14 protein-coding genes are annotated in these 21,063 nt (G+C 42.0%); 2 read left to right on the top strand and 12 right to left on the bottom strand.

Annotated elements, in window-relative coordinates:
* The 8 genes from fba to EXT43_RS05405 form a co-directional block, all read right to left on the bottom strand.
* Nucleotides 1–1,065: a class II fructose-bisphosphate aldolase gene (fba, locus tag EXT43_RS05440; RefSeq protein ID WP_054560883.1), complete on the bottom strand. Its 1,065-nt coding sequence runs from the start codon at nt 1,063–1,065 to the stop codon at nt 1–3.
* Between the two features lie 196 nt (nt 1,066–1,261).
* Entirely contained in the window at nt 1,262–2,437 is a 1,176-nt protein-coding gene (locus EXT43_RS05435) for a phosphoglycerate kinase (RefSeq protein WP_054551165.1), read from the bottom strand.
* Between the two features lie 42 nt (nt 2,438–2,479).
* Nucleotides 2,480–3,496 carry an erythrose-4-phosphate dehydrogenase gene (gene epd / locus EXT43_RS05430; RefSeq protein ID WP_054551164.1) on the bottom strand — a complete coding sequence of 339 codons (1,017 nt, stop codon included), beginning with the start codon at nt 3,494–3,496 and terminating at the stop codon, nt 2,480–2,482.
* 451 nt (nt 3,497–3,947) lie between these two features.
* Nucleotides 3,948–4,409 carry an isoprenylcysteine carboxylmethyltransferase family protein gene (locus tag EXT43_RS05425; protein WP_062564848.1) on the bottom strand — a complete coding sequence of 154 codons (462 nt, stop codon included), beginning with the start codon at nt 4,407–4,409 and terminating at the stop codon, nt 3,948–3,950.
* Nucleotides 4,406–5,029 carry a 3'-5' exonuclease gene (locus EXT43_RS05420; protein ID WP_062564847.1) on the bottom strand — a complete coding sequence of 208 codons (624 nt, stop codon included), beginning with the start codon at nt 5,027–5,029 and terminating at the stop codon, nt 4,406–4,408. Before EXT43_RS05420 ends, EXT43_RS05425 begins: the two co-directional genes overlap by 4 nt.
* Nucleotides 5,030–5,037: 8 nt before the next feature.
* Nucleotides 5,038–6,876, bottom strand: coding sequence for a DUF294 nucleotidyltransferase-like domain-containing protein (locus EXT43_RS05415; RefSeq protein ID WP_062565099.1), 1,839 nt, complete (start codon nt 6,874–6,876; stop codon nt 5,038–5,040).
* Between the two features lie 119 nt (nt 6,877–6,995).
* Entirely contained in the window at nt 6,996–8,720 is a 1,725-nt protein-coding gene (locus EXT43_RS05410) for a sodium:solute symporter family protein (RefSeq protein WP_062564846.1), read from the bottom strand.
* A gap of 10 nt (nt 8,721–8,730) precedes the next feature.
* Nucleotides 8,731–8,994 carry a DUF4212 domain-containing protein gene (locus EXT43_RS05405; protein ID WP_054551160.1) on the bottom strand — a complete coding sequence of 88 codons (264 nt, stop codon included), beginning with the start codon at nt 8,992–8,994 and terminating at the stop codon, nt 8,731–8,733.
* Between the two features lie 387 nt (nt 8,995–9,381).
* On the opposite strand from EXT43_RS05405, the gene EXT43_RS05400 reads away from it, so the two are divergent.
* On the top strand, nt 9,382–12,822 hold the full coding sequence (locus EXT43_RS05400) for a PAS-domain containing protein (protein WP_130166528.1): 3,441 nt from the start codon (nt 9,382–9,384) through the stop codon (nt 12,820–12,822).
* Nucleotides 12,823–12,845: 23 nt separating this feature from the next.
* Here the strand turns inward: EXT43_RS05400 and EXT43_RS05395 are convergent, their stop codons facing one another.
* Together EXT43_RS05395 and EXT43_RS05390 are read right to left on the bottom strand one after the other, a co-directional pair.
* Nucleotides 12,846–15,449 (bottom strand): DUF2339 domain-containing protein, encoded by a 2,604-nt coding sequence (locus EXT43_RS05395; protein ID WP_130166527.1) that lies wholly within the window; start codon nt 15,447–15,449, stop codon nt 12,846–12,848.
* Nucleotides 15,450–15,555: 106 nt separating this feature from the next.
* Nucleotides 15,556–16,917 (bottom strand): hypothetical protein, encoded by a 1,362-nt coding sequence (locus EXT43_RS05390; protein WP_062564843.1) that lies wholly within the window; start codon nt 16,915–16,917, stop codon nt 15,556–15,558.
* A gap of 340 nt (nt 16,918–17,257) precedes the next feature.
* Between EXT43_RS05390 and purU the strand changes: the two genes are divergently transcribed.
* Entirely contained in the window at nt 17,258–18,088 is an 831-nt protein-coding gene (gene purU / locus EXT43_RS05385) for a formyltetrahydrofolate deformylase (RefSeq protein WP_062564842.1), read from the top strand.
* Between the two features lie 52 nt (nt 18,089–18,140).
* Here the strand turns inward: purU and EXT43_RS05380 are convergent, their stop codons facing one another.
* Together EXT43_RS05380 and acs are read right to left on the bottom strand one after the other, a co-directional pair.
* Nucleotides 18,141–18,791 (bottom strand): response regulator transcription factor, encoded by a 651-nt coding sequence (locus tag EXT43_RS05380; protein ID WP_054551155.1) that lies wholly within the window; start codon nt 18,789–18,791, stop codon nt 18,141–18,143.
* 96 nt (nt 18,792–18,887) lie between these two features.
* Entirely contained in the window at nt 18,888–20,828 is a 1,941-nt protein-coding gene (gene acs / locus EXT43_RS05375; RefSeq protein WP_054551154.1) for an acetate--CoA ligase, read from the bottom strand.
* Nucleotides 20,829–21,063: the final 235 nt, after the last annotated feature.

Here is a 21,063-nt window from a genome sequence, read left to right as displayed (position 1 = left end):
TCACTTGATTTGTGGATCAAGTTCACCTGATAAGTATTTAAGATGCATATCATCTAAAGAGATTGGCTTGATCTTACCAGCTTGACCTGCCGTACCAAATGCTTCGTAGCGAGCAACACAGATCTCTGTCATTGCTTTCGTTGCTTCAGCTAAGTATTTACGTGGATCAAAGTTAGCTGGGTTTAAAGCTAAGTGACGACGAATTGCACCTGTTGATGCTAAACGAAGATCGGTATCGATATTAACTTTACGAACACCATATTTAATACCTTCGATGATCTGCTCTACTGGCACGCCATACGTTTCAGGAATTTCGCCACCGTATTGGTTAATCACTTCTAACCACTCTTGTGGCACAGAAGACGAACCATGCATTACTAAGTGTGTGTTAGGAATACGCGCGTGGATTTCTTTAATGCGATCAATCGCTAAGATATCGTCTGTTGGTGGACGAGTGAACTTGTACGCACCATGTGATGTACCACAAGCAATAGCAAGTGCATCAACCTTAGTTTTACTAACGAAATCAGCGGCTTCTTCAGGATCTGTTAGCATTTGATCAGTAGACAATTTACCTTCAGCACCAACGCCGTCTTCTTCACCTGCTTCACCTGTTTCCAGTGAACCTAAAACACCTAACTCGCCTTCAACAGACACACCACAAGCATGTGCCATTTCAACTGTTTGACGTGTTACATCAACATTGTATTCGTAGCTTGAAGGGGTTTTACCATCAGACATTAATGAGCCATCCATCATAACTGACGAAAAGCCTAACTGGATTGAGCGCTGACATACACCTGGTGAAGTTCCGTGGTCTTGGTGCATTACAACTGGGATATGAGGCCATTCTTCAACGGCTGCTAAAATCATATGACGAATAAAAGGGGCACCAGCATAGGCACGTGCGCCTGCTGAGCCTTGTACAATTACCGGGCTGTTTGTTTTGTCAGCCGCTTCCATAATTGCACGCATTTGCTCTTGGTTATTAACGTTAAACGCAGGTACGCCGTAACCATTTTCAGCTGCATGATCAAGAAGTTGTCGCATACTGATTAAAGCCATTTGGTATTCTCCAAATTGTATCGACAGTAGTTTCCTACTATCTAGTTTGAACGGATAAGTTATTTTTTGATGCATCACTGCATCACGAAAAGCTCGCGCCTACCGTAACAGCTGTAAATAAAACGAGGGTGAGAGGTATTTTATTAACAGCTAAACCAGCGTAATTACCTAATAACTACGCTGGCATACGCACTAATTACTTAGCACGTTCTTCAAGCATAGCAACTGCTGGTAATTTTTTCCCTTCTAAAAATTCAAGGAAAGCACCACCACCGGTTGAAATGTAAGAAACTTTATCGGCAATGCCGTATTTATCAATCGCTGCAAGCGTATCACCGCCACCAGCAATCGAGAATGCACTTGAGTTAGCAATCGCATCAGCAATAGCACGTGTGCCGTTGCCAAATTGGTCAAATTCAAATACACCAACTGGACCATTCCATACAACAGTGCCCGCATTAGCAATGATTTTTGCTAATTGGTTTGCTGTATCAGGACCAATATCGAAGATCATGTCTTCGTCTGTTACTTCATTCACATCTTTTAATGTCGCCACTGCAGATTCTGAGAACTCATTACCTACAACAACATCAGTTGGTACCGGGATTTCACCGTTATTAGCTTTTGCCGCAGCACTTAATTTGTTTGCTTCATCAATTAAGTCAGCTTCAAATAAAGATTTACCTACTGGGTGACCTGCCGCTGCGATGAAGGTATTAGCGATACCACCACCCGTTACAAGTTGATCAACCACTTTCGAAAGTGAATCAAGTACAGTTAACTTAGTCGATACTTTAGAGCCACCAACAATAGCAACCAAAGGACGAGCTGGGTTATCAAGCGCTTTACCTAGTGCGTCTAGCTCTGCCGCAAGTAGTGGACCTGCACACGCAACATCAGCAAATAAACCCACACCGTGAGTCGATGCTTGTGCACGGTGAGCCGTACCAAATGCGTCCATTACGTAAACATCACATAATGCAGCTAGTTTTTTAGACAGTGCTTCGTCGTTTTTCTTTTCGCCAGCGTTAAAACGCACGTTTTCGAAAACAACCACTTCGTTATCAGCAACGTCTACGCCTTCTAGGTAGTCTTTTTCAAGACGAACTGTTTGCTCAAGGGCATCATTTAAATAATTAACCACAGGGGCAAGCGAAAACGCTTCATCATATTCCCCTTCCGTAGGGCGGCCAAGGTGTGACATCACCATTACTTTAGCGCCTTTTTCTAACGCTAATTTGATAGTTGGTAATGCTGCACGAATACGTGCATCAGAGGTCACTTTACCTTCTTTTACAGGCACATTTAAATCTTCACGAATTAACACGCGTTTGCCGTTTAAATCTAAATCTGCCATTTTAATGACCGACATGGACTTCTCCTTAGTTAACGATACTAATATTATATTTATAAATTATTGGCTTACAGCCATCATCGCACGCGCAGTGTCGAGCATACGATTCGCAAAGCCCCACTCATTATCGCACCACACTAACAACTTTATCAGTCGTTTATGACTAACACGTGTCTGAGTGCCATCTATGATACAAGAATGTGGGTCATGATTAAAATCTACCGATACCAATGGCTCTTCTGTGTAGCTTAAAATACCGTCAAGGCGGTCTTTTGCAGCTAACTTAAGTGCCTGATTGACAGTCGCTAAATTCACATCGGTATTCACTGTTACACTTAAATCCATCGCCGTCACATTGATAGTTGGTACCCTAACAGCAATGGCTTCGAAGCGACTATGAAACTTAGGCAAAATACGCTCAATACCACGAGCAAGCTTTGTATCTACCGGAATAATAGACTGGCTTGCAGCGCGAGTACGACGTAAATCATGATGATACGCATCAATCACTTGCTGATCATGCATCGAGGCATGAATCGTTGTAATAGCCCCAGATTCAATCGAAAATGCGTCATCCAGCACTTTAATTACTGGCACAATACAGTTTGTGGTACATGAACCGTTTGAAACAATCGTATGTTCAGCTTTTAGCTCATCATCGTTAATACCATACACAATTGTGGCATCAACATCAGCATCTGCAGGCTGTGAAAACAATACTTTTTTTGCACCAGCAGCCAAGTGTAGTTCTGCATGTTCACGAGAGTGATACACCCCAGTACATTCAAGAACCACATCAACATCAAGAGTTTGCCAAGGTAGTTCTGCAGGGTTTTCTTCTGCAAATAAGGCTATAGAGTCGTTAGCAACCGTTAAAGTATCTTCGCCAAGATTAACAGGGAATGAAAAGCGGCCGTGAGATGTATCGTATTTAAGGAGATGGGCAATGCCCTTAGGGTCGGCTAATTCGTTAATAGCGACAATTTTGATTTGATCTTCAAGCCCTGATTCATACAGTGCACGGACGATATTGCGCCCGATTCGACCAAAACCATTAATTGCAAGTTTGATTGCCATGAAGAAGAAAATCCACTCTATTTGCTTGCAGATAAAGGCAACTGCCTTTTAGATGGCGGTATTGTAATCGACCTTTGAAGTTTTTATAAGAGGGCAAGGTAAATAAAACTACTTTAACAACCCTAGATGGCTCAATTTTGGGAATCGACCTGAAGAGTTTTTATAAGAGGTCAGCCAAAATAAAAATTGCTTAGCATGTTTTAGATGGCGCAGTTTTGGTAATCGACCTTACACATTTTTATAAGAGGGCAAGGTAAATAAAACTACTTTAACAACCCTAGATGGCTCAATTTTGGTAATCGACCTGAAGAGTTTTTATAAGAGGTCAGCCAAAATAAAAATTGCTTAGTATGTTTTAGATGGCGCAGTTTTGCTAATCGACCTTACACATTTTTATAAGAGGGCAAGGTAAATAAAACTGCGTTAGCAACCTCAATCTTACTTTTTTCCTTTATAGCCAGCGACGAACAGATTTTTTGTATTGCTGGTATGCTGACCCAAACTTCTCTGCCATAAACGTTTCTTCTGGCATAATTTGAAATCGATTCATATAGAGAATAAATACCGGCAGCATTATAAAACTCGCAATATTACCAAGATAAATTCCCCAACCAACTAACATTAATAACATACCTACATACATTGGGTTACGGCTAAATTGATAAACACCACTTGTAACAAGACTCGCCGACTTTTCTGGAATTCGAGGGTCAACGGTCGTGCCTTGCTTGCGAAATTGATAAACCCCTAATAAAGCAAACATCACACCTGAAAATGCTATGAGTAGTGCTACAAAAGGTGATACAAAAAACGAGAAGCTAAAACTCGTAAACAACTCAGCTGTGCCCCACATCATCAATGCAATGATCAGCAGCAGCGCGACTGGAGGAATTTTTAATTCTAACTGATTCACACAAGCTCCCCTACTTTCAATGCCTTACCACGACTAATTTGATGACACTGGGCTAAGAATAACTCGGCCGTTGCCATGGCATCAGTAAGGGCATGGTGCGAGCTGTAATGCGGTAAGTTGTAGCGTTTACGGCATTCGCTAAGTGTTAAATCATCGTGGCCAATTTCGTGGCCTTGCTGGTGCAGGCGTTTTTTTTCAATAACAAAGGTATCAAGAATTAAACGCGCTTTTGCATCTAAGCCAAGCGTTCTGCAGGCCTGTTTTAAAAACCCCCAATCAAGTGCCGCATTATGAAACACTAAAATGCACTCACCAAAATGCTGATGCAGCTTGCCAAGAATGATTTCGAGGCTTTCACCAGTATCTATGTCTTGTTTTGCAATACCGTGATAAATCGGGCTTTGTTCTAAGCTTTGCACGTCTTTATTTATTAAATGCTGCGCACCGCTGAGCTTAATGCACTGATCTTCTATCATTACCCACGCCACTGAGACAATTTCGTGCTGGCGAGGGTCAAGGCCCGTTAATTCCATGTCTATCACTACGTAGCGCTCTTTATAGGCATCGGCTGCCAAGAGTTGCTTACGTGCTAAATACCGACTTAACCAGCGTTTAACCATAACGCCTCCTATAAACTACCGCGAGCAAATTTAAATGCGGCCGCTTGCTGTGCCTGTTTAACCAAATAAAATGCTTCTTTTAATTGATGTCGCTCTAATGAATTCAACGCATTTGGGTTAATACAGTTGCTAGGCAATCCCTCTTCGTTAATTTGCGTACCTAAACGCAGCTGGGTTAAAAAGCGCCAACAGTCTTTTAGGTTATATAAGTCATCTTTATTGAGTAGCGAAAATTTCATTAACGCATCAATACGCTCTTGCGTATTAGCACGCTGAATACCCGCTTTAAGCGAATATAAACGTACTATGTCGTTGATGATCACCACACCGCGTTTTTTTAAGTCGAGGTACTTATGCTGCTTTTCGTCAGTTTCTAATTTAAATTGATTAAACAAACCAATAGGCACTGGCGTATTTTTAATGTCGCTGGCCATAGCTGCATAGAATAAGTCGTTTTTAGAAATGCGTTTTAGCTGCTCACAAAAGCGCGCATATAAGGTGGTTGAGCCTTCAATAAAACGTAGATCAAAAAATATCTTACAATTGAGCATCGCCTCTGGTGTGGGTGAGGTGATCCACTTATGAAACTTTTCTGTCCAAGCATTAATGCCCATACGGCACTGTGCATTGCTCGCCATAATATTGCCAGGGCAACGTTTTATACCGCACTCAATTAAGTGCTCACAGACATACTCGCCCATGCGCTTAAAGTAATCGTGTTGTTCTTCTGTTAAATCATCAGGTAACAACAGGCCATTATCTTGGTCAGAATGCAGTGTTTGTTCTTCTCGCGCTTGTGAACCAAAACAAATAAAACTAAAGCTGGTTGGTGCCGCGCCATTATCTTCTTGGAACAAACGGATCAAACGCGAAGTCAGTGCATCGGTTAAGCCACTTAATAATTTACCAATCAAGGAGATATCATCAATATTGTTTGAAAAACCTTTTAATAAACCGGGTATCTCTTGCGAATAACGCTTTAAGTCAACCACGCTGTGCGCTTTGTAAATTCGCCCAATTAATTGTACTGGGTCGCTTTTTTGCTGACGCAGTAAATCAGTACTGGTGAGCATACCAAGCGGTTTATGATGTTCATCAAGCACTGGTAAATGGTGAATATTATGCTTAAGCATTAAGTGCAGCGCCGAAAACACGCGGTTATTTTCAAAAATAAACTTGGGTTTACACGTCATGATGCTACTTACTGACTCTTGAGGGTCAACCTCATCGGCCAATACGCGGTTGCGTAAATCTCGGTCGGTGACAACCCCAACGAGGCGATCATGTTCAGTTAGCATAATCGACGAAACACCCTGTTGTTTCATTTTTTTAGCGGTTTGACGAATACTTGCATCAGGAGCCAAGGTAACGGCTTTGCGATTCATCAATTCGCAAATTTTCTTCTCCGACCAACTGTCGTTTTGACTTTTATAATGAGACGACAATAAACGGTTTTTGTGGGCGCGAACAAAGTATTGCTCAAACACTTTATACTCACGGCGTAAGTAATCAAATGCCGCTTGGTTTAGCATGTAAACAATGCCTTCCTTTTGCACTGAAATGCTATTTTGAATCGCTTCGCCAGTTAACAGTGAAGGAAAACCAAAGTAATCGCCACTCGATAACTTAGTAATCACATCGCCTTTTGGGTCGACTAAATCATAATCGCCAGAGCGAATTAAAAATAATCTGAGATTATCTGAACTTAACCACTGATTTTGATTTTCGCGGGTCAGATAAATAATATCGAGATGGTTTACAAAATACTCACTGGCAGCACCATCAAGCTGATTAAATGGCGTTTGCTGCATCACAAATTGGGCGACTTCCTGTTGCTCGGTATTCATGGTCATTCTCGCTATAAAATAGAGACAATATCTACACTACCCCTGTTTGAAATAAATAAAAAGCCCGACTTAAGTCGGGCTTTTGAACTTCAAGAGTGTGTTCTTATAAAATGGTTTTATTAGTGCGCGTGTGCTGCGCTCGAACCTTTAGGGTTACGGATACCTTCAACCATTTCTTGGATTTCAACTGGTGTTTCAGCCGTTAGTTTAAGTACGATAGCTGCAACTACAAAGTTAACAATCATACCAACAAGACCGATACCCTCAGGTGAAATACCAAATAACCAGTTTGCAGGTGCATTCAATTCAGGGCTTACGAACTTGAAGTAGATAATATAAGCCGCTGTGAATGTAATACCTGTCACCATACCCGCAATCGCACCTTCTTTATTCATCTTCTTAGAGAAGATACCCATAATGATGGCTGGGAAGAAGCTCGCCGCTGCTAAGCCGAAGGCAAAGGCAACAACCGAGGCCACGAATCCTGGCGGGTTAATACCAAAGTAAGCTGAAATTACAATCGCTATCATCGCAGCTAGGCGCGCTGCTAGTAGCTCTTGTTTGTCACTTATATCTGGTTTTAAGGTACGTTTTAATAAGTCATGCGATACCGAGGTCGAGATCACCAATAGTAAGCCAGCTGTTGTTGATAGCGCTGCTGCGATACCACCTGCTGCTACTAATGCAATCACCCATGCTGGTAAGTCTGCAATCTCAGGGTTTGCAAGTACCATGATGTCGCGGTCAACTTTAACTTCGTTTGCACTGTTTGGATCATCAATCTTACCTGCTGAGTAGAACATTTTGCCGTCACCATTTTTATCATTAAAGGTGATTAGGCCTGTTCTTTCCCAGTTTTTAACCCAAGCTGGTGCTTCAGCGTACTCTGTACCGCTACCGTCTTTACCGTTAATTGTATCAATCATGTTTACACGAGCGAATGACGCTACAGCTGGTGCTGTTGTATAAACAATTGCAATGAAAACAAGTGTCCATGCAGCTGAGATACGCGTGTCTTTAACACGAGGAACAGTGAAGAAACGAACGATTACGTGAGGTAAACCTGCAGTACCAACCATTAGTGCGCCTGTGATTGCGAATACATCAATCATGCTCTTTGAGCCTTCGGTGTACTGCGCAAAGCCAAGCTCGGTACTGAGCCCATCTAATTTATCGAGTACAAACTGTCCTGAGCCATCGCTAAGCGTTGCACCAAAACCTGTTTGTGGGAAGAAGTGACCTGTCATCATCATTGAAATGAAGATTGCTGGAACAAGGTAAGCAAATACCAGTACACAGTACTGAGCTACTTGCGTATATGTAATCCCCTTCATACCGCCTAATACAGCGTAGAAGAATACAATCACCATACCAATGTAAACACCGGTCTCAATATCTACTTCTAAGAAGCGAGAGAAAACCACACCTACACCACGCATTTGACCTGCGATGTATGTGAAACAGATAAAGATGGCGCATAAAATTGCAACAACTCGTGCAGCTTGTGAGTAATAACGGTCACCGATGAAATCTGGCACCGTGAACTTACCAAACTTACGTAGGTAAGGTGCTAAACAAAGTGCAAGTAATACATAACCACCTGTCCAACCCATTAGATATACACCACCGTCATAACCCGCAAACGAGATAATACCCGCCATTGAGATAAACGATGCCGCACTCATCCAGTCAGCAGCGGTTGCCATACCATTTGCTAGCGGCGGAACACCACCACCTGCAACATAGAATTCATTTGTAGACCCAGCACGAGCCCAGATTGCGATGCCGATATAAAGCGCAAAGCTTAAACCGACGATAATAAACGTGAGTGTTTGAACATCCATTGCTTAGCTCCTATTCGTCTACGCCGTATTTTTTATCTAACGTATTCATTTTGAAAACGTAAACAAAAATCAAAGCAACAAAGGTGTAAATAGCGCCTTGCTGGGAGAACCAGAAGCCGAGTTTAAACCCAAAGAAACGTATCTCGTTAAGTACGTCTACCAGTAAAATGCCGAAGCCAAATGACACGACAAACCAAATTGCTAATAATTTAAATAGCAGTGCGAGGTTTTCCGCCCAATAAGCTTTTGCTTGTTCTTCATCTTTAAAAGCCATTTTTTATCCCCTTATGCATTACAAGAAAGTAATGAGTGGTATTAGTTGTCATTAACTAAGTTAGCAAGGGTTCTGATTTATGGAATTGAGACCATAGTCGTAACAGCCAGTTTACGTTTACGTAAACTGTAAAACACTATTTGTTAACAAACGGTAAAAAATAATAATTAACAACAACTTAACCTATAAAGATAAATTTGCGAAATAGCGAAAATAGTAAAAACGAATGATCTGCGACATTAGTCTAATAAAGATACATAAAACAGTACTATTCATTAATTTTCAACAACTTACATTTCATTAATTATTACTGCAAAAAATCTTGCCATCGAAATCGCGCATAATTCTGGTAAGGTAGTGTTATTACAATAATTACTGAATTTAAACATGACAGCTGCGCTTTTATTTGTTGCACTCGCCTATATTGGCGTGTTGTTTTGGTTGGCAAATTGGGGAGACAAAACCACTCCTCTTGCTAAAAGAATTAGTCACCACCCATTTGTTTATTCTTTTTCATTAGGGATTTACTGTACGTCTTGGACCTACTACGGTTCAGTTGGTACAGCAGCCACCAGCAGTTGGAATTACTTACCTATTTTAATCGGCCCTGCGTTGCTTTTTTTCTTTGGCCAAGGGTTTTTACGCAAATTAGTACTGGTCAGTAAAAAACAAAATATTACGACCATCGCCGACTTTATTTCAGCTCGCTATGGTAAACGGCAAACCACCGCCATTATGGTAACCATTATCGCTTTATTGGCGACGATTCCGTATATCGCACTGCAATTAAAAGCACTGAGTAGCAGCTTCTTACTACTGCAAAACGACGATCGTATTTCTGGCTCTGTGCTGGCCCTTTCGGCAACACTCATTATGGCGATGTTTGCGATATTCTTTGGTACTCGTAAAGTCGATGTAACCGAATATCGCTCAGGGCTAATGCTCGCTGTCGCCTTTGAATCTATGATTAAGTTATTAGCTTTGGTGGCCGTTGCTGGGCTTGCTTTATACACATTATTTAATTTAACTACGGTGCAAACAGAGCAGCTAACGGGCTCAATTTGGCAGCACTGGCAGAACTTCGACTTTTTTAGCTTTAACTTTATCGGCCAGTCATTAATGGCAGCAGCGGCGATTATTTGTTTACCAAGGCAATTCCACGTAACTGTGGTCGATAACCAAGATAAACGCCACCTTTATACAGCCCGCTGGGCATTCCCCCTGTATTTATTACTGACTGCTGCAATGATATTCCCTATTGCAACGGCAGCTATTCACCCAGGCATTGGCAGTGGCTTCTCACCAGATAGCTTTGTATTGGCCCTACCGCTGATGCACGAAAACGCCTTTTTAACGACCTTTGTATTTATCGGAGGTCTATCAGCGGCTACAGCGATGATTGTTGTAGCCACACTCACGCTCAGTACCATGATTTCAAACGATGTAGTGCTGCCGTTAATGCTGCGTCGTAAGTTTAAACGTAACCTCATTACTAGCAGCTATAAGTCGCAAATCCTGTTAGTGAGACGCTTCACAATTGCTGGCATTTTGATTTTGTCGTATTTCTACCAGCAATGGTTTGGCCATGGTAAAGCGCTGGCTAGTATGGGTTTAGTGGCCTTTTCTTTGGTATCGCAATTACTCCCAGCTATTGTTGGCGGCTTATACTGGCGAAAAGGCCATGCTTATGGTGTTTATGCTGGGTTATTAGCAGGCTTTATTTGCTGGGTTTTGTTCTTAATGCTGCCTATTTTAGATGCAGGCAATACCTTAAACGCAGAGCTGCAACAAACACTTATTACTCGTGGCACCCTAATCGCCTTATTTGCCAATATTGGCTGTTACATAAGTTTTTCGCTCGGTGCAGATGAGCGTTTAATTGATAAAATTCAAGCAGCTGCTTTTGTTAATCCAAAAGAGCAAGCGGTATTCGCAAGACGTTTAAATAAAAACGTAAAAGCCACTGTTTACGACTTTAAAGTACTGCTACAGACCTTCTTAGGTGTGCAGCGCTCGCAGCAAGTGCTGGCTCACTTTGCGTTGTCGCATAACTTAGACGACAACAACGCGCACCCAGAACCTGAGTTTATTGCTTATTGTGAGCGCGCCTTAACCGGTGTACTTGGCGCCTCTTCAGCACAAGCGCTGATCCACACGGTTGCTTCTGGTAAACGTATGGCCTTTGAAGAAGTGGTTAACTTTTTTGATGAAACCACACAAGCCCTGCAATTTAATCAAAACTTATTATTTACCTCTCTCGAAAACCTCAGCCATGGTATTTCGGTTGTTGATAAAGAACTTAATTTAGTGGCGTGGAATAAGCGCTACGCAGAGATGTTTGCCTACCCAGATGACTTTCTCGAAGTAGGCCAACCAATTGAAGATGTGCTTAGATACAATGCCGAGCGCGGTGAATGTGGCCCCGGTGAAGTTGAACGCCATGTAGAAAAGCGCGTGCAGCATCTTAAAAACGGCACGCCCCATCACTTTATTCGTCACCGCCGTAATGGCCAAGTGTTCGAAATGATTGGTAACCCACTGCCTGATGGCGGCTTTGTAACAAGTTTCTCTGATATTACCACGCATATCGAAACGCAAAATGCGCTTGAAGAAGTAAACATGGATCTTGAAAACCGCATTGAAGCGCGTACTCAAGAAATCCGTACTATCAATAAAGATTTACAAGCACAAATCGATAGCCGAGTACAAACTGAGCAAGCACTTACTTTAGCCAAAAAAGAAGCTGAGCAAGCTAATGACAGTAAAACGCGATTTTTAGCCTTGGCTAGCCACGATATTTTACAACCGCTGAATGCGGCGCGCCTATATCTTGCAGCTATTGATGATAAAACCCTTTCGAGCAACAACTTAAATAACTTTGAAAAGCTGGGTGCAAGCTTAGATTCAACGGTGCATTTGATGTCGGCGCTGTTAGAAATTGCCAAGCTCGAGCAAGGAGCAATGACCCCTACTCCGCGTCACTTTAGTATTGATGACATACTTGCCCCACTGAAAAATGAATACGCCATTATGTCGAGCGAAAAAGGCTTAAAACTGACAGTGCGTTCAAAGGGAATTATCGTTCATAGTGATATCACTTACTTACGCCGAATTATTCAAAACTTGGTGTCAAATGCGGTTAAATACACCGATAGTGGCAGAGTTTTAATTGCTTGTCGCAAACGCAAACATCATTTACGGATTGAAGTATGGGACACAGGCCCCGGCATTACAGAAGTAGAGCAAGCGAAAATCTTCAATGACTTTTATCGTATTGAAGCCGGTGATAACAAAGGGGTTGGCCTTGGCTTAGGAGTTGTAAAACGAATGGCCGACTTACTTTCTTTACGTTTAGATGTAAGTTCAACACCTGGCAAAGGTAGCCGCTTTAGTATTGAAGTACCTTATGGTGAAAGCCAATTTATTCAACAAAAAGATACGCCTAAAAAAGGGGTTGAGAACCGCAGTGCAATGAACATTATTGCTGTGGATGATGACCCTGAAAACCTTAATGCCATGGCAAGCCTATTGCAAAAGTGGCAGGCAAATTATCAGCTCTTTGATCAAGTTGAAACCGTGATGGCCTATGCCAAAGAGCACCGAGCGCCCGATGTGATCTTAATGGATTACCAGTTGGGTCATGATTGCGATGGCATCACGCTTATTAAAACCCTAAGAGAAATTTGGCAAAGCCCAGTGCCTGCCATTTTAATCACAGCGGTGCGTGATGAAGCCCTAAAACAGCAAACCAAAGAAGAGCAAATTCATTACCTTAGTAAACCTGTTAAGCCCGCAAAACTTAAAGCACTGCTTAACCACAGTACTTAACCAACGTTTTTAACAACATCGATTTAAGGCAAAGCAGTAGGCTTTGCCTTAAATTTTTGGAACAACCAACTAAGCCCAACTAACGACAAGCCTAAGCCGATAAACGAAATAGCTCGCAGCAACCCGGTTAAGTTTGCCATATCAATCAAGAACACTTTTAACACCACCAGCGCCAATAAGCCAATGCCGAGCTTTTGTAATACCGTAATGGTTCTTAACTGCCCCACCACAACCACCAAGGCACCGATAACAAGCCAAACTAAAGAATAACTGTAAAGCTCGGCATCTGAGGTTGGCAAAGCAATATTTATAAACTCGCCTTGCCAGTTATGGCGAATTTCCGCATTGATATATAAAACACTCATCACACCTGCAAGTGCTGTAAACAGCTTTTGTAAATAGTGCTGAGATTTAGTCAGTTGGCTTGCCCAAATTGCAATACAGGCGGGGACTAACCAAAGTAATAGTAACCAGTTAATAATCGGCCAACTGCCTATATTTATCGGCTCAAAAAACGGATTTACAGCAGTAAAGCTTTTCAGTATTAGTAAGCCACTCAGTGTTAATAACGCAAAACCTGCTACTTGATAGAGTTTTGCCAATTGCGCAGTAAAGCGTGAACGCAGTAAATAAATACAACCTAATATACCCCAGTTACAGGTTAATAAAATATGCTCATACACAGACAAGTTCTCAAAGTCTGGGTAGTGCCCCACCAACTGATAGCTCGTCTCTGTGGTAAGAAATAAAGCAATACAATGAAGCGTTGCACCTTCTAGCCACACCCGAACAGATTGCTGCTGCCAGTGCCTCGCTGCAAAGTAAAATAAGCAAGCGCAAACTGGGTATACAACCAAACTCCAGTGCACACCGAGCAGCAACGCACCACTGTAATCAGCTGACCAAGGTGCAAAGCTTAACCTAACTAGTAAAGCGCCAACTAAGCTCTTAAGCGGCCAAGTAGGTATGCTGAGTGACTGTTTATTGACATAAAAACTGATCAACAACACTTGCGCAGCAAGCGCTAAGGTCAAGCTGTTGCCTTCAAGGAGCATGGTTAACGCTAAGCTAATATTGGCATTACCGCCAAGCCAGTAACTAAATACCCGCATTGGATTTGTGCTATTAATTGATAACTTAAATAACCAAGCAGACAGTGCCAGTAATACAAAGCACCAAACCGGATACGCCGTCATCAAGGCATGTTCGGGAGTGATGACATATAAGCAACTAATAATCACAAAACTTGAAAGTGAAGCAAGTAAAGCAAAACCTAAGCGTTTAGGGTATTTACGACCAAACAAAAACCCATAACCCGCAAACAAAGCAATAAAAAACAGCCCTGCTCCGTAATTTTGCCGAAATACAAAAAGCTGCTCAGAGTAATCAACAGAATTGTATTGCCCTGTTAGCAAACACATTACACTCACCACAGCTAGTATCAGCCAGTGATCCCATGCACTGTTTTTTAATACCAAAAGAAGCAGTAAAGCCACTAACGACAACATACTAAGCTGCCAAGTAAGCAGATCATTATGACTGATGAGTAAAAGGTAAAGTGGCACGACAACAGCTATCAACAGAGGGTTGTCGGGCAGTTGCTTAAGTAGTGTTTTAAAGCGATGTGGACGGTATTCTATTTGTTTAATACTCAGCCCTAGGCGCGGAATCGCAATTAACAATACGATGCTAAATAGAGCATAAAGATTAATAAACCAATGCAGGTTTTTAGCTGCACTCATCGCAACTAAGTAATACCAGCCTAAATGACCTGCCCATAACAGATACCACAGCCAATGCCGTTTTACGTAATGCGCGACTAGCGAAGCAGAAACACTAACAAAAGCAACATAGGTTAGCAGCGCTATAAAGTCATTGCTCCCGGTATTGACCCAAACCGGGACACTGTAGGCGCCAATAATACCAATGACCGCAAGCACTGGACCAAAACGCAGAGCCATCCAGCTTGCTGCTACAGAAACTAAGGTTAAAATGCTAAATGCAGGTAAAGCTTGCAGTAAGCCATAATGGCTGTAGGCCAGCAAGGTCAATGCAAAACAACTAATAAAGCCGCCACTTGCCAGCGCCGCGGGAATATAGTTGCTAAACCCATCAAAGATAATACCTTTGCGATGTAAAACCTCCGCCGCAACAATTAAGCTCAAACCAAAAATAGCGCCAAGCGTGAGTCGCATGGTTTCAGATAATAAGCCTGCCTCCAGTGAATAGCGGGCTAAAAAGATACCGCCAAAGGCAAGTGCAACCGCTCCTACCCAAGTTAACCAATTGGCTTTGATTTGTGTAACGAGTTGGCTTACTAGCTGATTTAAAGTCGCAGGCTTGGATTTTGTTTGCTCTGGCTTTTTAGGGATAGCCTCAATCGGCTCAATAACGGCTTTCGGCTCTGGTTCAAATTTTGCTGTGTCAGTCAGTTCGGCGTTTGAATTATCAAACTGGTTTGCAGTATTTGCTTGTGGATTATGACTATATGTCGCGTTAAGCTTTACTCGAAGAGCAGCTACTTCTCGCTTTAAACTGGAGAGTTGAAAAAAGGCAAAAATACCCGCAATGGAGCCACCGACAACAACTAGTGCTAGTAATACTAGTAACGCAATACCGCCATCCATACTCTCTCCTTGTGTATGCTTTAAACAAAAAAAGCAAAAGCCTTAATTGTTTATACAATAAACACTTAGCAAGAGTAAATAAACAACGATATTGCGTTTTAGCCGGTTAAGACTGTTCAGTCACCGTACGCTCTAAGGTCATTTTAAAACCTGAGTCTGTGGTTTCATCGTGTTCAATCACTAAGATATAGTTACCCTCTTCAGTAAAATCCATATCGCTTTGTTGTAATAACACAATCTGTTGACCATTATCTTCAAACACCACATAAGTTGTATAAACTTCGTTATCAACTACCTGCTCTTGTTGGTCGTATTGATCTAACCCTTCAACAACATTGCTAGTATCTTCAACCGTTTCACCATTGAGGGTGAAGTACACATCAACTTCGTCAATTTCTTGCCCTGCATAGCTATCAATTAAGTTAACCACAGTAACTGCGTGACTGTAACTGCTTGGAGTTAGGTTTTCTTCAATGGTCATCATACGAGGGCCGTAATCTTTGTCATTGTAGAAAAGACCAACCGCACTTTGCTCACGCTCTAATGTCATTAAGAAGTTATCAACAATAGTATCGCCAGCTTCATCTAACATAGCGACACTATAACTATTTGGTGACATGCTCATGTATTCAGAGTAACTATCGTTGCTAACAACTTCGGTGTTGGTCGCCGTTGTGCCTCGGGTTACTTTAAACTGGGTTTGCGTGTAATCATCTATTGTATTGATAAAACGCAGCTGACCTTGCGCGTCTTGGTGGTTTAGTTGTGTTACTGAGCTACTAGCCGTCACAACATCAAGCGTAATGCCATCTTCTTCTGTTGCATAACTTGGACGGATCATCGCCATGTACGTTGCTTCATCATTAAAGTACACGGTTGGTGATTCAAAAATCACATCAGTGCTGCCGCTAGAGGTAATATAAATAGTGTAATAACCTTCCTCAAGCGTCGCTAATTCTGGCTCAACGAGGTATTGCGAAGTCATTAATAACTCAGCGGTATCAAATAACCCGTCGTCAGTAGCAACGTATACATCGTAAAGGTTATCTTCACCAACGATATTAAAAAAGCCAACATTGAATTCATCTTCATCGCTTGACGTCGGCACACTGAGCTCAGTAAAAATTGGTTCAGCAAAATCACCGTTCATTACTAGCAACTGAGTTTGATCATTTTTAATTTTGATTGTTTCTTCATCGATGGTGATATAACTATCATTGGCATCAACATATTCAAAACTGAGTTCATACTCCCCCGAACTGTAGTTATGACGAGTTGATACATCACCAAAATCTGCGCCCGAACGTTCAGTGTCATCAACAAATAAACGTGTGTATGGGCTGTTGTAAGAGCCATTGTACAGTTGCACATAGCCACTGTTGCTACTGCTGCTGTCATCGCTTGAACAGGCAGCCAGTACCGAAAGCAAACTTGAGGCAACAATTGTTTTAAGCAGAGTGCTTTTCATGGAATTTTTTCCTTATTGTTTGTAATACCCCATTCTGACTCGAATAGTGCGAAAAAATTCTATGTTTTACAAACTATTACCTTCACTTACAGTTACTTACGATAAGGTTAAAAAGTGTAGAAAATGATGTAGAAAAGCACTTAATTAATCATAATTATGGACAGAAAATCATATTTATAGTGAAAGCAGCTTACTTTTACACGAAAAGTAAATAATGATTACATTTTAGGCGCTTATGCAATCAAATCAGATAAATTATTAGATAGTTAAATTTGCGCTATGCAGCACAAAAAAATTAGCAAATAATGGTGTTCACACAAACGGGATTAGAATGAGGACTATGAACACGATTTTAACCACACAATGCGATGATGATGTTGGTCTAATTGCCAAGATCACCGGTCTTTGTCATCAGCATAATTTAAACATTACACGTAATAACGAATTTGTAGATAAAGACGCTAAACGCTTTTTTATGCGTACAGAGTTAAGCGGCGTTATTTCAGATGATTTTTTATCAAGCCTTGCTGAGCTACTTCCTGATGGCGCAGAGCTTGCCCTGCACAGCAGCGAAAAAACTAAAGTGGTATTGCTTGCCACTAAAGAAGCGCACTGTTTAGGTGGTGTATTACTAAAGCAATTCGAAAAAGCCTTAAACATCGAAGTACTGGCTGTGATTGCCAACTACGCCGACTTAGCGCCACTGGCTGCAGGCTTTGATGTGCCATTTCATGTGGTATCGCACGAAGGCTTAAGCCGTGCGGAGCATGATCAACAAGTCGGTGATTTAATTGCCAGCTATCAGCCTGATATCATCGGCCTTGCTAAATATATGCGTATTTTAAGCCCTGAATTTGTGGCGCGCTTTGAAGGTAAGATTATTAATATTCACCATTCATTTTTGCCAGCCTTTATTGGCGCAAAGCCTTACCATCAGGCATTTGAGCGCGGTGTAAAAATTATTGGCGCGACCGCTCACTTTGTTAATAATGAGCTCGATGAAGGGCCGATTATTTTACAAGATGTGACGCATGTCAGTCATGCTGATACCGCAGAGATGATGGCAAAAATGGGTAAAGATGTAGAGAAAACTGTGTTCTGTAAAGCGCTGCAACTCGCATCTGAACATAAACTGTTTATCAATGGTAATCGAACCGTGGTGTTCGCTTAAGCAATAAAATGAAGAGGCTGAGTGGCCTCTTTATTGTTTTTATTATCTTTTGTTATGCCGACTCAATAGGCTCTAATTGTAACTTAGAGGCAATTAATACCGCTTGAGTACGGTTATACACACCTAGCTTTCTAAAAATTGCTGTAATGTGTGCTTTAACGGTTGCTTCAGAAATATGTAACTCGTAAGCAATCTGTTTGTTTAACAAGCCTTCGTGCAAGTATTGCAACACCTTGTATTGCTGCGGCGTCAGTGAAGCCACTTGCGCTGCAATTTCTTTGTCTTCGCCATCTACGGCAGCCACTTTATCTTTAAGCTCAAGTGGAAGCCAAACATCGCCTTCAAGAATGTGGTTAATTGCCAGCGCAATATCATCTGATGAAGATGATTTAGGAATAAATCCCATCGCACCATAACCCATTACTTTAGAAACTACATTGATGTCTTCGCTGCCAGAAACAACAGCTATTGGTAAGCTTGGATAGTCTTCGCGAATGCGAATAAGGCCGTATAAATCGCCATTGCCTGGCATGTGAAGGTCTAGTAGTAAGATATCAAGATCTTCTTGCTCGCTCAGCACCTGCAAGGTGGTATCAAAGTTTTCCGATTCAAACACTTCTAAATCAGCGAACTTAGCACTCAATGCCCCTTTCAGCGCTTCACGAAATAACGGATGATCGTCCGCTATTAAAAACTGACTCATGGTTCACTCCTAATAAATTCGGCTGACACCTATTTCTAAGTGACAGCCGATATACTACGTTTAGAATCAACTTCTAATCAAGTTTTTAACGCGATTTTAACGATTTAATCGGTTTTCGATTAGCTCATCAACAACGCTCGGGTCGGCCAGTGTAGAAGTATCTCCAAGCTGTTGGTGCTCATTTGCCGCAATTTTACGTAAAATTCGACGCATGATCTTACCAGAACGAGTTTTCGGTAAACCTGGAGACCATTGGATCATATCTGGTGATGCAATTGGGCTTAACTCTTTACGAACCCAGTTACGTACCTCTTTTGTTAGTTCATCGCTCACTACAACACCCTCATTTGGAGTGATGTAAACATAGATGCCCTGACCTTTAATATCATGCGGGTAACCTACGACTGCAGCTTCTGCTACTGCTTCGTGAGCAACCAATGCACTTTCGATTTCTGCAGTACCTAGGCGGTGACCTGATACGTTAAGTACGTCATCTACACGGCCTGTGATCCAGTAGTAGCCATCTTCATCACGACGACAACCATCACCTGTGAAGTACACGCCTGGGTATGCTGAGAAATAGGTTTGTTCAAAACGTTCATGGTCGCCATAAACTGTTCGTGCTTGTGATGGCCAGCTATCTAAAATAACAAGGTTACCGTCAACCGCACCTTCTAGTGTATTACCCTCAGCATCAAATAATGCTGGTGCAATACCAAAGAATGGACGTGTTGCTGAGCCTGGCTTCATATCTGTCGCACCTGGTAATGGTGTGATCATGATGCCGCCAGTCTCTGTTTGCCACCAAGTATCTACGATTGGGCAGTTTTCGTTACCAATATGTTCGTAATACCATGCCCACGCTTCTGGGTTAATTGGCTCACCTACAGAACCCATAACACGAAGACTTTTACGAGTTGAAGTCGCTGTTGGCTCATCGCCTTTCGCCATTAGAGCACGAATAGCAGTTGGTGCTGTGTAAAGAATAGTCACGTTGTGCTTATCAATTACTTCACCCATACGGCCCGCTGTTGGGTAAGTTGGTACACCTTCAAATACGACTTGCGTGCAGCCATTCACTAATGGGCCATAAGCAATGTAGCTGTGACCTGTGATCCAGCCCACATCGGCACTACACCAGAAAATATCGTCTTCTTTAAGATCAAATACATATTCATGTGTCATTGATGCATAAACAAGGTAACCACCGGTAGTATGAACCACACCTTTTGGTTGACCCGTTGAGCCTGAAGTGTAAAGAATGAAAAGCGGATCTTCTGCATTCATTGGCTCTGGTTCACACTCAGCCGGTAAGTCAGCGACAAGCTCATGCCACCAAACATCATGACTATTCCATTCAACTTCACCACCCGTTAGCTGATGAACAATAACGTGCTCAACGGTGGTTACAGAGTCTTGTGATACCGCTTCATCAACATTTGCTTTAAGTGGTACGCAGTTGCCAGCACGGCGACCTTCGTCTGAAGTAATTACCACTTTAGCGCCTGAGTCATTAATTCGGTCAGCAATCGCTGATGGAGAGAAACCACCAAATACTACAGAGTGAATAGCACCAATACGCGCACACGCTTGCATAGCGTAAATAGCCTGCGGTGTCATTGGCATGTAAATAGCGACACGGTCACCTTTTGATACACCTAATTTTTTAAGGCCGTTGGCTAGCTTAGCTACTTCGTCGTGAAGCTGTTGGTAGCTAATATTTTCGTTGTGTTCAGGGTTATCGCCTTCCCAAATAAGAGCTGTTTTATCGGCTTTAGTGGCAAGGTGGCGGTCAATACAGTTGTAAGAAGCGTTAAGTTGGCCGTCTTCATACCAGCGAATGCTGATGTGGCCTTTGTCGAATGAGGTGTTCTTTACTTTGTTATAAGGAGTTGACCAATCAAGGCGTTTACCGTGCTCTCGCCAAAATCCTTCAGGGTCATCAATAGATTGCTTGTACAGTGTATTATATTTATCGTTATCAACTAGTGCTGCATTCTTGATATGCGCTGGTACTGGATAGATACTTTCTGACATTGTTGTCGTCTCCATTTTAATTACTTGCCTACGGCCTGCTTCAAGGATCACTCAGCAAAGCCCCTGAAAGTATTAGACCTTAGTTGTATATCTTGTCATTTAACAAAAAACTTTAAAATTGCCTTCTATAATCTAGTCCAATGTTAGGTTGGATGCGATTTAACTACCCATTCCACCTTAGTCTAATAGACCAATAGATAATTGAGAGAAGTCATTTCTTAAACAACAGTGATAC

Source organism: Pseudoalteromonas sp. CO109Y (genome assembly GCF_004208935.1).
Classification (GTDB): Bacteria; Pseudomonadota; Gammaproteobacteria; order Enterobacterales; family Alteromonadaceae; genus Pseudoalteromonas; species Pseudoalteromonas shioyasakiensis.
The sequence above is the reverse complement of the archived record's forward strand: the minus strand, read 5'-3'. Positions and strand labels throughout refer to the sequence as shown.

Bases quoted from the DNA above. Each gene is read 5' to 3' on its own strand.
- fba (WP_054560883.1), bottom strand. From the start codon at position 1,065: ATGGCTTTAATCAGTATGCGACAACTTCTTGATCATGCAGCTGAAAAT.
- EXT43_RS05435 (WP_054551165.1), bottom strand. From the start codon at position 2,437: ATGTCGGTCATTAAAATGGCAGATTTAGATTTAAACGGCAAACGCGTG.
- epd (WP_054551164.1), bottom strand. From the start codon at position 3,496: ATGGCAATCAAACTTGCAATTAATGGTTTTGGTCGAATCGGGCGCAAT.
- EXT43_RS05420 (WP_062564847.1), bottom strand. From the start codon at position 5,029: ATGGTTAAACGCTGGTTAAGTCGGTATTTAGCACGTAAGCAACTCTTG.
- EXT43_RS05415 (WP_062565099.1), bottom strand. From the start codon at position 6,876: ATGAATACCGAGCAACAGGAAGTCGCCCAATTTGTGATGCAGCAAACG.
- EXT43_RS05410 (WP_062564846.1), bottom strand. From the start codon at position 8,720: ATGGATGTTCAAACACTCACGTTTATTATCGTCGGTTTAAGCTTTGCG.
- EXT43_RS05405 (WP_054551160.1), bottom strand. From the start codon at position 8,994: ATGGCTTTTAAAGATGAAGAACAAGCAAAAGCTTATTGGGCGGAAAAC.
- EXT43_RS05400 (WP_130166528.1), top strand. From the start codon at position 9,382: ATGACAGCTGCGCTTTTATTTGTTGCACTCGCCTATATTGGCGTGTTG.
- EXT43_RS05395 (WP_130166527.1), bottom strand. From the start codon at position 15,449: ATGGATGGCGGTATTGCGTTACTAGTATTACTAGCACTAGTTGTTGTC.
- EXT43_RS05390 (WP_062564843.1), bottom strand. From the start codon at position 16,917: ATGAAAAGCACTCTGCTTAAAACAATTGTTGCCTCAAGTTTGCTTTCG.
- purU (WP_062564842.1), top strand. From the start codon at position 17,258: ATGAACACGATTTTAACCACACAATGCGATGATGATGTTGGTCTAATT.
- EXT43_RS05380 (WP_054551155.1), bottom strand. From the start codon at position 18,791: ATGAGTCAGTTTTTAATAGCGGACGATCATCCGTTATTTCGTGAAGCG.
- acs (WP_054551154.1), bottom strand. From the start codon at position 20,828: ATGTCAGAAAGTATCTATCCAGTACCAGCGCATATCAAGAATGCAGCA.